12 protein-coding genes and 1 tRNA gene are annotated in these 16,025 nt (G+C 65.3%); 3 read left to right on the plus strand and 10 right to left on the minus strand.

The annotated features are described in order from the left end of the window. Positions 1-20: 20 nt before the first annotated feature. The 3 genes from ACEN9T_RS09500 to ACEN9T_RS09510 form a co-directional block, all read right to left on the minus strand. Positions 21-332 carry a high-potential iron-sulfur protein gene (locus ACEN9T_RS09500; protein WP_004628878.1) on the minus strand — a complete coding sequence of 104 codons (312 nt, stop codon included), beginning with the start codon at positions 330-332 and terminating at the stop codon, positions 21-23. Between the two features lie 324 nt (positions 333-656). Next, positions 657-1,724: a histidinol-phosphate transaminase gene (hisC, locus tag ACEN9T_RS09505; protein WP_413707617.1), complete on the minus strand. Its 1,068-nt coding sequence runs from the start codon at positions 1,722-1,724 to the stop codon at positions 657-659. A 172-nt stretch (positions 1,725-1,896) separates the two neighbouring features. Further along, positions 1,897-1,972 (minus strand) — tRNA-Arg (locus tag ACEN9T_RS09510). A gap of 381 nt (positions 1,973-2,353) precedes the next feature. On the opposite strand from ACEN9T_RS09510, the gene ACEN9T_RS09515 reads away from it, so the two are divergent. Beyond that, on the plus strand, positions 2,354-3,250 hold the full coding sequence (locus ACEN9T_RS09515; protein ID WP_413707618.1) for a c-type cytochrome: 897 nt from the start codon (positions 2,354-2,356) through the stop codon (positions 3,248-3,250). A gap of 175 nt (positions 3,251-3,425) precedes the next feature. Then, the gene (locus ACEN9T_RS09520) at positions 3,426-3,839 is read left to right on the plus strand and encodes a surface-adhesin E family protein (RefSeq protein WP_413707619.1); all 414 of its coding nucleotides are present in this window, start codon (positions 3,426-3,428) and stop codon (positions 3,837-3,839) included. A gap of 16 nt (positions 3,840-3,855) precedes the next feature. On the opposite strand, the gene ACEN9T_RS09525 is transcribed toward ACEN9T_RS09520, so the two are convergent. Continuing rightward, positions 3,856-4,929 (minus strand): DUF2993 domain-containing protein, encoded by a 1,074-nt coding sequence (locus ACEN9T_RS09525; protein WP_413707620.1) that lies wholly within the window; start codon positions 4,927-4,929, stop codon positions 3,856-3,858. Next, positions 4,926-6,083, minus strand: a complete 1,158-nt coding sequence (locus ACEN9T_RS09530) for a hypothetical protein (protein WP_413707621.1) — start codon at positions 6,081-6,083, stop codon at positions 4,926-4,928. Before ACEN9T_RS09530 ends, ACEN9T_RS09525 begins: the two co-directional genes overlap by 4 nt. Before the next feature lie 86 nt (positions 6,084-6,169). On the opposite strand from ACEN9T_RS09530, the gene ACEN9T_RS09535 reads away from it, so the two are divergent. After that, positions 6,170-6,988 carry a MerR family transcriptional regulator gene (locus ACEN9T_RS09535; RefSeq protein WP_413707622.1) on the plus strand — a complete coding sequence of 273 codons (819 nt, stop codon included), beginning with the start codon at positions 6,170-6,172 and terminating at the stop codon, positions 6,986-6,988. Positions 6,989-7,079: 91 nt separating this feature from the next. Here ACEN9T_RS09535 and ACEN9T_RS09540 read toward each other — a convergent pair whose 3' ends face one another. The 5 genes from ACEN9T_RS09540 to ACEN9T_RS09560 form a co-directional block, all read right to left on the minus strand. After that, positions 7,080-7,976, minus strand: a complete 897-nt coding sequence (locus tag ACEN9T_RS09540) for a metal-dependent hydrolase (RefSeq protein WP_009239703.1) — start codon at positions 7,974-7,976, stop codon at positions 7,080-7,082. Beyond that, entirely contained in the window at positions 7,973-8,995 is a 1,023-nt protein-coding gene (locus ACEN9T_RS09545) for an alpha/beta fold hydrolase (protein ID WP_092976438.1), read from the minus strand. Before ACEN9T_RS09545 ends, ACEN9T_RS09540 begins: the two co-directional genes overlap by 4 nt. 10 nt (positions 8,996-9,005) lie before the next feature. After that, the gene (locus ACEN9T_RS09550; protein WP_092976440.1) at positions 9,006-9,896 is read right to left on the minus strand and encodes an SDR family NAD(P)-dependent oxidoreductase; all 891 of its coding nucleotides are present in this window, start codon (positions 9,894-9,896) and stop codon (positions 9,006-9,008) included. Positions 9,897-9,924: 28 nt separating this feature from the next. Continuing rightward, positions 9,925-11,547 (minus strand): flavin-containing monooxygenase, encoded by a 1,623-nt coding sequence (locus ACEN9T_RS09555; protein ID WP_413707623.1) that lies wholly within the window; start codon positions 11,545-11,547, stop codon positions 9,925-9,927. A gap of 145 nt (positions 11,548-11,692) precedes the next feature. Then, complete coding sequence (locus tag ACEN9T_RS09560; protein WP_413708436.1) at positions 11,693-16,021, minus strand: ATP-binding protein; 4,329 nt, start codon at positions 16,019-16,021, stop codon at positions 11,693-11,695. Positions 16,022-16,025: the final 4 nt, after the last annotated feature.

A 16,025-nucleotide genomic window follows, 5' to 3' on the forward strand; every position in this document is an offset into this window, starting at 1 on the left:
TGCGCGCGATACCGCTTCGCTCAAGCCTTCTTTGCCCAGGCGCTGCACCAGCCCTTGTTGGCGACGTCCTTGCCGGCGAACAGCGGGCAACCGCCTTGCGCAGCCGTACCGCCCTGGTACAGGGCGCAGTTGCCGCAATGCTGATCCGGCGTGTGCTTCGGGAACTTGGCCTTGTCGGCCTTGGTGGTGTCAGCCACGTAGCCCAGCGCCTTGGCTTGCGGGTCGGTTTCCGCCACCATCGGCGCAGCCAGTGCCAGGTCCGACATCGACATGACGGCGCCCGCGGCGGCCACGATGGGGATGCTCTTCAGGAATTGACGACGATTGGACATGCTGATTCCTTTTGTGGGAGTGTGTTGTGTGGCGTCCCGTGCCGCCCGCGCAGTGCTCAGGCTCGCCCTAGGGGACAGCGGACGGCGTCGGCGCGCCGTTTACCCGCTCGTGCATTCTGGCACAGCAATCGGCCGGCAGCATCTGCGTACGGTCAATGTTCCACATACCTGAGTGCAGCAATGGGTTGCGTTCATGGTCTTCGATCCACACCGTGCAATGTCGCAGATGCACCGTGTGGTCGAGGGATGCGGTCGCCGGTGCACGCGCAGTCCCCCAAACGGCCGGTCAACCCGGGTGGCAATTTGCCGCACACCCGTACATGCTTACGCCAGCAGATCCCGCAACGCCTTTAAGAATGCGTCGCATTCACCATCGGTGCCGACCGTGATGCGCAGATGCTGATCGATACGCGCGAGCTTGAAGTGGCGCACGAAGATGGCCTGCTCTTTCAGCCGTGCTGCGAGCGCGGCAGCGTCGTGGCCCGGATGCCGTGCAAACACGAAATTCGCCATCGACGGCACGACTTCGAACCCGAGCGACTGCAGCGATTGCGTTAGCCGCGCGCGGCTCGCCATCACGCGGGCGCAGGTGGAACGGAAGTACGCATCGTCTTCATAAGCCGCTTGGGCAGCCGCCTGCGCGAGGCGATCCAGCGGATACGAATTGAAGCTGTCCTTCACGCGATTAAGCGCTTCGATGAGCGCTGTATGCCCGAACGCAAAGCCCACGCGCATGCCGGCCAGCGAGCGCGACTTCGACGTCGTGTGCACAACGAGCAGATTCGGGTAGCGGTCGATGAGCGCAATGGCAGACTGCGCGCCGAAATCCACATAAGCCTCATCCACCACGACGACCGACGACGGGTTCGCGGCGACGATCCGTTCGATCTCCGTCAGCGGCAGCGCGTGGCCGGTCGGCGCGTTTGGGTTTGGGAACAGCACGCCGCCTGCGTCGCCAAGATAGTCATCGGCGCGGATGGAGAAGTCGTCCGCCAGCGGCACCACTTCGCACTGCACGCCGTAAAGCCGCGCGTAGGTCGGATAGAAGCTGTACGAGATGTCCGGAAAGCGCAGCGGCTTGTCGTGCTTGAGCAGCGCCTGGAAGACGTGCGCCAGCACTTCGTCCGACCCGTTGCCCGCAAAAACCTGCTCGGGCTGGAGGCCCACCTGCGCGGCCACCGTCTCGCGCAGCCGGCGCGACAGCGGATCGGGATAGCGGCGCAGATTCTCGCCCGTCTCTCCCAGCTCTGCAGAGATCGCGGCCACCACGCGCGGCGACGGCGGGTACGGGTTCTCGTTGGTGTTCAGCTTGATGGGCCGCGCGATGGCCGGCTGTTCGCCCGGGACATAGGGCACGAGTTGCTGAACGATATCGCTCCAGTAACGGCTCACGACTCGACTCCTGATGAGGTGACTATTTTCTAAGCGTGCCCGCAGCGCGATCGACGAATCGAAAAATGCCGGGGAGCTGAGTAAGGTTCGGGAATAGGCAGGCCTGCACGTTGCGGCAGAAGCGCGGTTCTGGCGTCGAAAAACCGTACAAGTTGCGTAAATCTTTGATTTTTGGCGCGCCCGGCTGGGATCGAACCAGCAACCCCTGCCTTCGGAGGGCAGTACTCTATCCATTGAGCTACGGGCGCATATCGGCACAGAACGCACCGAAAGAGAAGCCCCGCAGGATAGCGCATTTGGGCGCAAGCGTCCATCGCACGCCCATGAACCCTGGGTGCGAGGGCCTGCTGCTGCAACGTTTCGTTGGGTTTTTGACGCAGGTCGAAAAGCGGCGCCTAGGGCTGTCCCGCGTGTCAAAGGCCAAAGCATTACGGATATAATCGCGCGTTATTTGCCAGAAGAAAGACGGGGACAGGTCTGTCTGGGCCGACGCGGCGATTCAATCGCCATGGTCTTCCTGCCCTCATCGCGATCCAATGCGGCCCCCACGCCCTGCCGGCGATGCTCGTGACCTTGCCGGCGGCGCTCTGAGGGCTCCAAGAGCGGTTCCACCATCCTGAGAGTTGAGCATGAGCGACGCGCAACACGACGAACACGAGCCTCTGATCAAGACCCCTAAGCAGCTGATCATCGCGGTGATCGCCGCCTTTGTCGTTCCCATTCTCATCATCATCCTGCTTGCCAATTACGTTGGCCTGGGCGCCAGGGAAGGCGCGGGCGGTTCCGGCATGTCGGAAGAGGCCGTCAACGATCGCATCAAGCCCGTTGCGCAACTCGAACTGAAAGACCCGAATGCGCCGCGCGTTTTCAAGACGGGCGAGCAGCTCTATAAGGAAGTCTGCGCGACCTGCCACGCGGCAGGCGTGGCTGGCGCGCCCAAATTTGGCGACGCGGCAAGCTGGGGTCCGCGCCTGCCGCAGGGCCTGGATGGCCTGACGAAGGTGGCGCTGGCCGGCAAGGGTGGCATGCCCGCGCGCGGCGGCACGTCGCCGGATGACGTTAGCGACTACGAAATCGAACGCGCCATCGTCTACATGGCCAACTCCGCTGGCGGCAAGCTGCAGGAACCGGCTGCACCGGCGGGCGCGAGTGCAGCGCCGGCTGCTGCATCGGCACCGGAAGCATCGGCGCCGGCGGCTGCCCCCGCTCCGGCCGCTGCCGCGCCGGCACCCGCTGCTGCAGCACCGGTCGCGCCGGCTGCGGCTGCCGCACCGCAAGCCTCTGCGGGTGAAATCGGCAAGAAAGTCTACGATTCGACTTGCCAGATGTGCCACGCCGCCGGAGTGGCTGGCGCGCCCAAGTTTGGCGACAAGGCCGCTTGGGCGCCGCGCATTGCCCAAGGCAAGGCCAAGTTGTATGACTCCGCGCTGCACGGCAAGGGCGCGATGCCGCCCAAGGGCACTTACGCCGGCTCCGACGACGACGTGAAAGCCGCCGTCGACTACATGGCCGCTGCCGCCAAGTAAGCCGTCCTGCCTTCCCGAAGAAGCCCGCCCCGTGCGGGCTTTTTTGTTGTCTGCCGTGGCAGCGTCACACTTGGGGCATGCCGTTTGCTACGCCTAGTTCGAATGTGCGGAGAACGAGGCAGCCCTGCTGCTTCGCTCCGCGTACGTCTGTGCGATGAGGCAAACGGAGGTTGCGATGCGAATGGAACGAACGACGCTGATCTACTGGGTGGCTGCTGCGCTGGCAATCGGTAGCTCGACGGCTAGGGCGGCCGACAACTGGGTCAAGCTGGCCCCGCTGGCCAACAACAGCGGCTCGCTCTATCTGGACAAGGACTCCATCGAGCGCAACGCGGATGGCACCGTGCGCGCCACGACGCGCGACGCCTATGACGCCCCGCGCAAGCTCTCAGACGGCAGGGCGTACCAGTACGACACGCGCACGTCCGTCTATGACTGCAAGGAGGGGCGCATCCTGCCGGTCAGCGCGCTGATCCAGGACGGCCAGCACGCCACGGTGCTCACCAAGAACATCGACGGCCCCCGCTGGGAAGCCGTCGTGCCGCGCTCAGAGGGTGAGGCGATCCTGCACGCCGTTTGCCAAAAATAGCGCGCTGACGATGGCGTTACTGGACGGTCGCTGCCGGCGCCAGGTCGACACGCAGCGTGCCGTCCGTGTCCATGCGCGTGGTGCCGCGTGCAGCAGCCTCGCGGTAGTGGTACAGGTCGAAGCGCAGCGGCCCGCGGGTTGATGTATCGGTCACGAGAATGCGGCTGTTGGTGACCAGCACGTTGTACATCTTCAGGTCGCCGGACTGGATCCAGATGCGGCTGGCCGCGTCGGTTGGTGCAGACCCACACATCGCGGGCGCGGGGCCGAATCCGAGCACCAGCCCGTCGGGCGTGACGCGCGCCGTTTTCATCTGACCGATCAGTCGCGGCGGCGGGAAGACCGTGTATTGATCCAGCACCATGTCATTACCGTCCAGCTTGGCGCCGTCGCGATTGAGCGGCGCAAGCTGCGACAACTCCAGCCCCATTCCCTTGAGCAGCGCCAGCGTCTGGATGCCCATCACGCGGGCCTCGGTGGGCGTATAGACGAGGTAGCGCGATTCCTTGAGCGCCAATGTGCCGCGCATGCCGAACGGCAGCCACACGCCGGGAAAATGATTGCGTAGCTTGAGCCCGCCCGAGACGTCGAGCACGCCGTCGCCCGGCGTGAGCGACAGCGCATTGAGCGAGCGCGGCGAATAGTCGAGCAGATACCGGTTGAACAGCGCGTCGAGCGAATCCTTGGGCACCGTCACTTCGCCGCCCAGGATGCGGATGTCGAACTGGCCCGGATCGTCCATGTCGACGGGCTGACCGGGTTTGTGTGGCACGAGCTGCGCGGTGAGTTGGTGCACGCGAAAGCCGATGTCGCCGGTGATGCGGAAATCGACATCACGCATCTGCACGACGGGCGGCGCCGTGCCCGAGTCGCGCGCAACGGCAGGGCCGCTGGCGTTGGGCGCTCCGGAGGACGGATCGCAGCGCTGCGCCCATTGCTGGCGCACTGTGGTCAAGTCCTTGCGTTGCGCGCTGGCCATTGGCGGCTCGGCAGCGCGGGCGAGCGCACTGGCCACGAGGCCGGCCAAGCCGAGCGTCACCAACGCCAGGCGCAACATCAGAGCGGCGAGAGCGAAGGCGGGGGCGATCATGGCGCGGTCCTCTTGGCGAGTTGCAGGGCGGGCTTGCCGACTTTGGCAGTTGCGGTCAACTTGGCGGCCTTGGCAGCGGCCAGGGTGTCGAACGACGGCATCAGCACGCGAATGCCGCCATCCGGCGAGAAGCGCAGCGACCCCGCCACAAGCTGATTGCGATAGCGGTACAGGTTGAACACGAACGGCTTGGCCGGATCAGCCACGACGATATCGATGCGCGCGTTCATCGGCATCGAGCGCATGAAGCGGATGTCGCCACCGCGAAAGAGGATGTACGGGCGCTGCGCGTCGGTGGCGTTGGCTAGCGGAGGCATCTGCGGGTTGCCATCGCCGATCTGCATGAGCAGCCCCTCGCGCGTGACGCGGATGGCGGAGAGCTTCAAATCCAGCGCAGGCGGCGGAAACAGCTTGGGCACCTGCATGACGATTTCGCTGCCGGCCAATTGCACGGCGGGTGTCGACACAGGCAACAGATCGGCCAGTTCGATATGCGCCGCGCCCATCAGTGCTCCGGCGTCCTGCCCGCGCACCTTGACCACGTTGGGGCGGAACACGATGGTCTGCGGATCGCGCAGCACGAGCGGGCCACGCAGCTCGATCGGCACCCAGGCGCCGCGACGGCGCATCTCGGCGCGCATGTCGAGCGTGCCGTCGTCGAGCGCGAAGCTGAAGCCGCGCAGCGGCGGATCTTCGCCCGGCCCGCGCGCAAACACCACGGTGTTGAACAGCGCGGCCATGCTCTCGGCCGTGACGCGCACCGAACCGCTCACCGGCTGCAGCGTGTACGACGACACATCGTCGAGCCACACCGGATCACCTGGCGCACGCGGCACCATGCGCAGCGCGAGCTGATCGACCAGAAAGCCCACGCCACCATCGAAGCGGAAATCGACATGACGCAGATACGAGATCGCATCGGGCTGGCCGGAATCGCGCAGCGTGGCGGGCCGCACCTCGCGCGTGGCGAGGTTGCCCGACTGGAATGGCGCCCGCGCCTGGGCCCGCGCGTCTTCAAGCTGTTTGGCTTTGTCGGCTTCGATGGCGCCGTGGCCATCGCCGGCGGCGGCGCAGCTTTGCAGCAGCAGCGCCGCAACCACTGCGCCCGCAGCCCGGAGCGCGCTATTACGATGACGCAATATCAAGTCCCACATCGACGGTCTCCTCGTCGTGAGAAACGCACCGGAAACGTTCCGGTCACCGACGCGGTCTGTCGCCGCGCTCGTGTAGAATTTTTTGCATGCCTGCCCGCAAACCAACCGGCGATGCCGGTCCGCCCGCTGTTCCATCTGCCCGCGAGTTCACCATCGATGAACTGGCGCGCGCGGCTGAAACCACTGTCCGCAACGTCCGCTCGTATCAGGACCGCGGCTTGATCGATCCGCCCGAGCGGCGTGGTCGCGTGGGGATCTACACGCAGGCGCATCTGGGGCGGCTCAAGCTCATCAATCACCTGCTCGGGCGCGGCTACACGCTCTCCAACATCCAGGAGCTGCTCAAGGCCATCGTCGAGGGCCATGACCTACGCTCCATCCTTGGGCTCGAATCCGCCATCGCCAGCCCATGGTCGGATGAGTCGCCCAAGCACTACTCGCTCCTGGCGCTGGCCAAGCTGTTTGGCCGTGCCATGTCGCGTCAGGCGCTCGCGCGGGCCATTTCGCTTGGCCTGCTTGAACCCGATGGCCTCGGCTATCTGGCGCGCAGCCCGAAAGCACTGCTGGCCGGCGCGCAGATGGCAAAGGCCGGTTTCCCGCTGGTCGAAGTGCTCGACATCATCGAGCGTGCCCGGCCGCATACGCAGGCGGTGGCCGACGATCTCGTCTCCATGGTCGTGCGCGAACTCGACAAGTACGGCAGCGATCTGCCGCCGGTCGAAGACGTGCCGCGTCTGGTCGACGTGATCTGGCGCATCCGTCCGCTGGCGCTGGTGGCGGTTGAAGCCGAACTGATGCGCGCGCTCGAGACGGCCGCCAACAAATACCTGGGCGACCGCGTGGCGCAGGTCATCGAGCACATGCATGAACCGCCGGGCAGCGCACCCGGGCCGGACAAAGGCTAGTGTCTCCGGCGCGCCCTTGCGTGGGGCGCGCCTTATCTATTTCTAGTTTGATCCCGATACGACGGGTGCTGCAGGCGTTTTGAATGCCTGCTCAAGATCCCGCTGCACCTGCGGTTGAGAGCTTGCGGCGGATTGACGGCGACGGCGCTTCGCCGTTTGCAGCGGCGTAGGCTTCGATTTCCGAAATCAGCTTGGGCAGGCGTTCGAGTGCGTCACGGTTGTCTTCATCCCACGGGTGGAATGAGGGTCGGAAGAAGTCGAAGAACTCCGGGATGATCTTGCGCAGCGGCGCCGGGTGAATCCACAGGAAATGGAACGCCTTGCCGAGGCCGAGGAATTTGTGCTTGACGGTGCGATCCGCAAAGATCAGCCGCAAGTGCACGTAGAAGACCATCGCCCAGAAGGTAACGGTCGTCACCAACATCGTCAGCGTGCGCGTGAGGTAGCGGCCCACGCCCGGCTTGATGGCCAGATTCCATACGTCGTAGCTGACGGCCTTGTGCTCGGTCTCTTCCATGGCGTGCCACAGCCAGACCTGGCGATAGCCGGGTTCCGAGTTGCGGCCCAGGCCGTCTTCATGTGAAAGCACCTGGCCGGCCAGCATGGCGGTGTAGTGCTCCAGCGCCACGGTCACGGCCAACTGGTGCGACTTGGGCGTGTACTTGCGCAGCACGTTCAGGAACTTGCCAATAAAGCGGTCGATGCGCGTGGCGGGCAGGCCGGCCCGGTCGAGCAGGTCGTTGTAGAGCACGTGCTCGCGCGTGTGCATGGCTTCCTGGCCAATGAAACCGGCCACGGCCTGCTTGAGTTCGGGGTCGGTCACCAGATGGCGGTAGTTGCGCACGCTGTCCATGAAGAAGCGCTCGCCGGTCGGGAAGAAGATCGACAGCGCGTTCAGGAAGTGGGTCACGTGCGGGCCTCGCTCGTGCCAGTTGCTGATGCGATCAGCCGGCAGGTGAGGATGCACGTCGCGACGGACTGGCATCATGGGCGGTTCTCCTGGAATGTGGTTTCTGAAAGGCGCATCGATGCGCGCCCCTGATCTAGGAATGCACAGAGGTCGGTCCCCACTCGCACGGGGTCTTCCTCCATCGGGATATGGCCGAGCGCCGGATACATGCGCAGCGTGGCGCCAGGAATGCGGCGGGCAAATTCGCCGGCATGCGCGGGCGGGATCCACCGGTCGCGCTGGCCCCAGAGGATGAGCGTGGGCACTCGGATCGAGGCCAGCCCGCTGGTATCGACATCGTCAAAGCGGAACTTCGGCACCATCTTGCCGATGGCCTGTCGTGCACCGTCGGCATAGAAGAAATCGGCGTAGCGGCGCAGCGTGGGTTCGGACACGCGCGACGGGTCGCCATACACATCGCGCGTGGCGGCGCGGATGATCCCCTCGGGCAGCATCCACGGCGATGTCAGCCGCACGCCCAGGTGATTGAACAGATCGATGTAGATCGGCAGCTTCATCGGAAAGCCTGCCGAATCGATCAGCACGAGCTTCTCGACGCGGCCGGGGTGCCGCACGGCAAAATCCCACGACACCATGCCGCCCAGCGAGTTGCCGATCAGCGTGAGTTTCGACAAGCCCAACGTATCGACAAACGCGTCGATGAAGTCGCGATACAGCGGCAGTTCCATCGTGCGCGGGCGGCCTTGTGCGTCGCGCAGCGGGCCGGTGATGCCGAACGGCGGCAGGTCGAGCCGGATCACGCGATAGCGCCGCGTGAGCTGCGGCAGCACGCCGTCCCACGTATGCAGTGACGCGCCAAAACCGTGGATTAGCAGCAACGTGCCTTCGGCGTTGGCAGCGCCTTCGTCGGTGTAATGCACGCGCGTACCCATCAACGGCAGGTAGCGCGATTGCGGCTTGGCGTAGCGTGCGATCAGCACATCGCGGCCGATGCTGCGCAGGCCGATGCGGCCGGGGCGCAGCATGGCGCGTGCAACGTTGAGCAGGTTCGCGCGCGGGGGGCTGGCGAACAATTCTCCGGTGGTGGCCGTGTTCATCGGCGGCCTCCTACTTTGCGCGGGCGGTGGCCGGCGCCGTATCGTCGCGCAGCGCCTTTTTGCGCGTGCGGCGGGCTTCGCGCACGACCAGCGCCTGGTATGCGGCCGGCAGCACGCGGGCCATCACATCGGCGGCGTGGGCGTCGGGGCCGATCAGCACGCGGCGCTTGTTCTTGCGCACGCCGTCCAGGATCACCTCCGCGGCCTTGTCTGCCGAGGTGATGAAGAACTTCTCGAATTCCGCCTTGCCCTGCTGTTCGTCGCGCACCAGGAAGCCGTTCATGCTCGGCGAGACGCGGCTCGACTTGGCAATGTTGGTCTTGATGCCGCCCGGATGGACGCACGTGGCCGACACGCCGCAGTTCATCAGATCCAGTTCCTGGCGCAGCGCCTCGGTGTAGCCGCGCACGGCGTATTTGCTGGCGTTGTAGGCCCCCATGCCCGGCTGCGCAAAGATGCCGAAGATGCTCGACGTGTTGATGATGTGGCCATTGCCTGTTGCCTTGAGCAGCGGCAGGAACGCCTTGGTACCGTGCACGACGCCCCAGAAATTGATGTTCATGATCCAGGCCAGCTCGTCGTCTTCCATGCCTTCGATCGTGCTGGACAGCGCCACGCCCGCGTTGTTGAAGATCAGGTTGACCTTGCCGTGCGCGGCGGCCGCTTCTTCGGCCCAGCGGTACACAGCGGCGCGGTCGGCCACGTCGACGGCATGTGTAGTCACGCGGATGCGGTCGCCTTCGTGCGCGCGCACCAGTTGCAGCGTCTGCGCGAGCGCCGCTTCATTGCGATCGGCCAGCGCGAGATGGCAGCCTTCGCGTGCCAGCTGCAGCGCCAGCGAGCGACCCATGCCCGACGCGGCACCCGTGATGGCGGCAACCTGATTGTTGAATGACTTCATGGCGTGGTCTCCTTGGGGCTGGCGCGCGTCAGACGCGGTCGAGCGCTTCTTCGTTAGGGGTGTTCTGAGCGGCGGGCACTGTGCGGGCAGGCACGCGCAACGGCACGCCCTTCGGTACCGTCATCGGGCGCGTGCGGTAATCCGCCAGCCGGAAATGCGCGGTCGCGCGACGGAACTGCCACGTGAATCCCGGCCACAGCGTCGTGTTCTTGCCGGTCTTCGGGTCGAGGTACCAGCTCACGCAGCCGCCGGCAGACCAGATCGCATTCGACAGCCGCTTCTGGATGCCGTCGTTGAAGCGGCGCTGCACGTCGGGGCGTACGTCGATGGCCGCCACGTTGTGCGCACGCATCGACTTGAGCGCGTCGACGATGTACGCCACCTGCGACTCGATCATGAACACCATCGACGAGTGGCCGAGCCCCGTGTTCGGGCCCACCACCATGAAGAAATTCGGGAAGCCCGACACGGTCGTGCCCAGGTAGGCCTCGGCGCCGTGCTTGTCCCACGCGTCGACAATGTCCACGCCTTGGCTGCCAAGCAGCACGCCGCGCGGGAACGGGTCCGTTGCATGAAAACCCGTGCCGAAGATCAGGCAATCGACTTCGCGCCGCGTGCCATCGGTGGTGACGATGGCATTGGGTTCGACGCGTGCGATGCCGGAGGTGATGACGTCGACGTTCTCGCGCGTAAGCGCCGGGTAATAGTCGTTCGAGATCAGGATGCGCTTGCAGCCGATGGTGTAGTTCGGTGTGACCTTCTTACGCAGCACCGGGTCGGCAATGCGGCGCTTGATGTGGCCGCGCGCCATGCGCTCCACCGCCTTCATCAGCTTCGGATGGATCACAAAGCCGAGCACGCGCGATTCCAACATCCAATAGATGCCCGTGCGCATCAGCTTTTGCGTGAACGGCAGGTGGCGGAACAGCCAATGCTCCGCGCGGGACACCTTGCGGTCGGGCTTGGGCAGGATCCACGGTGGTGTGCGCTGATACAGGTCGAGGCGGCCTACCTTCGGCGCAATCTGCGGCACGAACTGGATGGCCGAGGCGCCAGTGCCGATCACGGCCACGCGCTTGTCGCGCAGGTCGTAGTCGTGCTCCCACAATTGCGAGTGGAAAGCCTTGCCCTGGAAGTTTTCGATGCCGGGAATGTTCGGCCAGGCCGGACGGCTCAGGCCGCCCATGCCGGAGATCAGCGTGCGGGCACGGTAGCGGCGGCCGTCGGCCATTTCCAGGTTCCACACGCCTGCAGCGTCGTCGAAGGCCGCGCGCGCCAGTTCGTGATGGAAGCGCACATGCGGGCGCACGCCAAATTCATCGGTGCAGCGCTCCAGATACGCGCGAATTTCTGGTTGCGGCGAATACATGCGCGACCAGTCCGGATTGGGCGCGAACGAAAACGAATACAGGTGCGATTGCACATCGCACGCGCAGCCGGGGTAATGGTTGTCGCGCCACGTGCCGCCCACAGACCCCGCTTTTTCGAAGACCAGGAAGTTGTCGATGCCGTTCTGCTTGAGCTGGATCGCCATGCCCAGGCCGGCAAAGCCCGTCCCGATGATGGCGGCATCGATCAGGACGGGGGCGTCTGGGCTGCGCGGGGTCGGCGCAAAAGCGTCGGGGCGCGGAAAATCGGTCCGTGCGTTCACGTGGTGTCTCCGTGGGCACCACTTGGGCGCCTCTTAATGTGACATTGATCGATGTCATCGTAGGAGGCTGCCTAGACCGAGTCAATCGACCGATTGGAACGGTTCATCTAAAAGCGATGCATCGATCGCTTGAAACGGTGTTTCCTTAGGAATCCGTCACTTGCGTGCGGTGCACAACGTCAGGGGCTGCCGGCGCGAAGGCACTCAACAACGCGTTGATGTGCGCAAGAAGCCGCATGACATGGCGCCCCGAGACGCGGATGTCACGCTCGCTACCGTCATGCACAGCATGGAGGAAGGCTTCCAACGTGGCGTCGACGCTCGGGTTGTGCAGCAGCGCCAGCGCGCCTCCGGTGCGATGGGCCCACTGGCGCAGCGCTACGCGGTCCATTGCGTCCAGCAGCGGCTGCAGCCGCTGCGCATCCTCGGCCAGCGACGACAGGAAGACCTGTGCCAGCCCGGCTACGGCAGGGTCGGCCCCCAGCGCGGCGTGCAGATCGTCGAGCGACAGGGCGAATGGCCCCTCCAGGGGCGCTTCCGCAGGTTCTGCGGCTTCCCATAGCGCAGACAGCGCGTCTTGCAGCGTGACAAGCGTGGTGGGCTTCAGCAGGCTTGCGTCCATTCCCACGGCACGGCACCGCGCGTGCTCCTCGGCGAGCGTGGTTGCCGTGATGGCGATGATGGGTAGGCGAGGGCCGCCGGCGCGCTCTTCGTGGCGGATGTGCCGCGCCAGGTCGAAGCCGTCCATGCGCGGCATGTGGCAGTCCGTGAGCAACGCATCGAAATGATGTTCGTGCAGACGCTCGAGCGCGACGACGCCATCTTCGGCCAGCGTGACGCGATAACCCAGCAGGCGGAGTTGCTTGGCGATCAGTTCACGGTTGATCGGGTGGTCTTCCGCCACGAGGATGTGCGCGCCCGGCGCATCACAGGGTGTTGGGGCCGGCAGCGCATGTGCAGCGGCGCTGGTCGCCTGCAGATGGTCAGATGGGGGGAGCGCGCGCTCGCACGCCTGCACAAATGCGTGCCAGTTCAGAGGATTGATGCTCAGCGTGTTGCCGGGTCCGGAATAACACGCTTCCGGGGTGATGCGGATGGCGCGCGCATCCGCCTGGGCGGTCGAGCTCAAGAGGAGGTCGGAGTTGGCGACGGGGCCCGCTTGCAGTCCGGCTGCGATCGCGAATTGCGTGAGGCTGTGCCGCACAGCCGGGTCGTCCACAACAATGGCAACGCTGCAGCCCGCCAGTTGCGGCAACGCATACCGTGCCTTAAGCATCGGCACGGCTAAATGCAGCGTGACCGCCGTGCCGTGCCCGGGCGCACTCTCCATGACAAGCTTGCCGCCCATCAGGCCGGCAAGCTGGCGCGAAATCGCCAGGCCCAGACCGGTGCCGCCGTAGCGCCGCGTGGTCGAGCGCTCAGCCTGCACGAATGGTGCAAACAGCGTGGCCTGGACCTCGGATGAGATCCCGATGCCCGTATCCCTGACGCAGATGGCAAGGTGCGCCGTGTCGTTCTCGATGCGCGTGCACTCCGCTGAAAGCCGCACGCTGCCCGTGTCGGTGAACTTGATGGCGTTGGAGAGCAGGTTGAAGAGGATCTGCCGTAGACGAATGCTGTCGACCGAGACGCTGGCCGGTACGTTGGCGGCCACGTCCACGTGCACGGCGAGCGCCTTCTCGTGGGCGCGGCTTGCCAGCAGGCCGACCGTGCCGTCAAAGACCTCGCGCAAGTCTGTGGGCGACGGCGAGATGTCCAGTCGACCGGCCTCGACCTTTGCGTAATCGAGGATGTCATCGAGGATGTGCAGTAGGGCGCGCCCCGAATCCTGCACCATCGAGACCATCTGTTTCTGCTCGCCTTCGAGCTTCGTCTGCTGCAGCAGCTCGACCAGCCCAAGCACGCCGTTCATGGGCGTGCGGATTTCGTGGCTCATCATGGCCAGGAAGCGATCCTTCGCATGCAACGCCGATTCGGCTGCGTTCTTGGCCGCTTCGAGTGCGTCGGCTTGCTCGCGCTCCGTGGTGACATCGCTCAGGTAGCCGTTCCAGACCGTACGGCCGTCGGCTTCGCGGTGCGGGATCGAGCGCGCGTGCAGCCAGCGCACCGAACCGTCCGGGCTGACATGGCGAAAGCGCTGATCGAACGGCGTCAGCTCTTGCGCAGAGGTCAGCACGCTCTCGAGAATGCGTTCCCGGTCATCCTGGAAAATGAGCAGCTCGGGCGTTGACAGGTAGCCCAGCAAATCCTCGGGCTCAACGCCCAGCGTTTCGTGCGCCTTGCCAGCCACGTAGGTGATGCGTCCCCCCGCTTGGCCCGGCGGCAGCTCGAACTGATAGACCAGCGCCGGCAGCGATTCGGTGACCTCGCGCAGGCGCTGCTCAAGGCGTTCGGCCCGGGCCTGCGTTTCGCGGATCTCACTGATGTCGACCAGCGAGGCGACGGTGCCCGCGGCTTGCCCATCCGGCAGATGGAACGGCTCGATCCAGTACAGCACGTTGCGTGATTGCCCGTCCGGCGTGTCGATGATGAGTTCTTCGCGTGTGCTTTCGCTGGTCTCCACGGCGCGCCGGTTGATATCGGACAGCGGCGACGTGTTGCCGACCGATTGCAGCCCGAGCTCCTGCGGCGTGCGCCCGAGCAGCGACGCCCGTGTCCGCCCGAACATGTTGCAGAACGCCGCATTCACGGCAACGTAACGGTGCCCGGCGTCATTGGCGACGAGCGGAAACGGCACGGCTTCCATCAGCGCGCGCTGGAAGCTGAGCTGGCGAGCCAGGGTTTCTTCGGCACGGCGGCGCTGGTGGTTTTCGCGGCGCAGTTGCATCTGCTTGATGAACAGCGCAACGAGTGCCGCCAGCACCAGCGCCGCCGCTGGCCCGAACCTGCCGAGCACGGCCGAAGCGGACGGACCCAGCTGGTAGCTGACCGACAGCCACTTGTTGCGGATGCTCACCTGCTCACCTTCCGGCATGGCAAAGAGCGCGCGATTGATGAGCGGCACCAGCGCTGCGTACCGCGCCGACACGGCCACGCCGATGCTTTCGATCGTGTTTGCGGAACCCGTGACCTTCAACTCGCCTGGAAAGTGATGGCGGATCAGCGCGTCGGCCACCGGCAGGTTGACGATGGTGAAATCGGCCTCTCCGGTCGCCGTCATGGACAACGCATCGTTGACCGAGCGCGCCGGAAGAATGCGGATCTTCGGTACGTTTTGATGCAGCAATGTGGTCAGGGTGTCACTCGCCGGCAGAGCGACGGTCTTGCCGGAAAGCTCGGGCAGCGCAGCGACCGTGAGCGCGTCGGTGCGCCCGACGATCACCATCGGCGTGGCATCGATCGGCTGTGTGAGCGTAAAGCCCGGCGGGCGGGAATCCTGGTCGGATATGCCGAGCAGGATGTCGACCTCGCCGCTATGCGCCTTCGCGAGTGCTTCGGCCCAGTCGCGCACGGTCACCCGCTCGAAGCGCAACCCGAGCGTCCGCGAGAGAAAGCTCTGGTACTCGGGAAAGATGCCGAGCATCCCGCCGCCCGATCCGTTGAAGGTGTACGGCATGTAGTCGGGGTCGGCGGCGTAGCGTAGCGGCGGCAGCGACGCCAGCATGGCCCGCTCGTCGGCCGACAACTGCAGGCCTGCCAACGAACCGCCGCCTTGCGTGATCCACCGCGCGCGCAGCTCGCTCATGGTGGCGTCGGGCAACTGGGCAAGGTGGCGGTCCAGATAGCGGATTAGCATCGCCTGCTCACGCGGCGCGGCAAAGTGCAGCGCGTCAACCTGCTGGTTCACCAGTTGCACGATCGACAGCCGCCGGTAGCGCGGCTGCGACATCAACTCCCGCGTGGGGTAGGTCACTCCCACGTAAGCGTCCGCCGCGTCGTGCAGCACGGCATCGAGGGCGTCGGCCGCCGTGGGGGTACTGATCAGCCGGATGCTCGGGTACTGAACCGCCAGTTCCTCTTCGAGCGAAGAGCCTTGCTCGACGGCGATGCGCATGCCTGAGGCAAACGGGTTCTGCGCGACTTGCGCGTTGTCGATGCGCGCGACCACTGCGGTGGGACGTTCCAGATACGGCGCGGAATAGATAAGGCAGTGATCGTATTGCGAGCGGGGTGCCACGCTCATGATGATGTCGACGTCGCCCCGGCAAGCCGCCTTGAGCAGCTCGTCACGCCGTGCGAAGACGCGCGGGATGACGCGCACCTGATCCTGCGGAATCAGATGCATCAGCAGATCACCCGAGAAGCCGCTGAGCCGGTCGGCTTCCACGCCTTCGAGTGGAGCCATGGCGTCGCTGATCACGCCGACCGTTACCTTGGGTGGAAACTGCTTGAGCCGCTGAATGGTCTGTGAGGCGTCCTCCGCGTCGGCATTGCGCGCTCCGCCCAGCCAGACAAATGCCGCCGCGCAGGCAAGCAACCCCGCAACGATACCAACGAGCAGGTGGGCAGCCGCCCTGGGCGCGAGCCACGCCATCATC

This window comes from Ralstonia sp. Ralssp110 (genome assembly GCF_047325135.1).
In the GTDB taxonomy this organism is placed as follows: domain Bacteria; phylum Pseudomonadota; class Gammaproteobacteria; order Burkholderiales; family Burkholderiaceae; genus Ralstonia; species Ralstonia mojiangensis.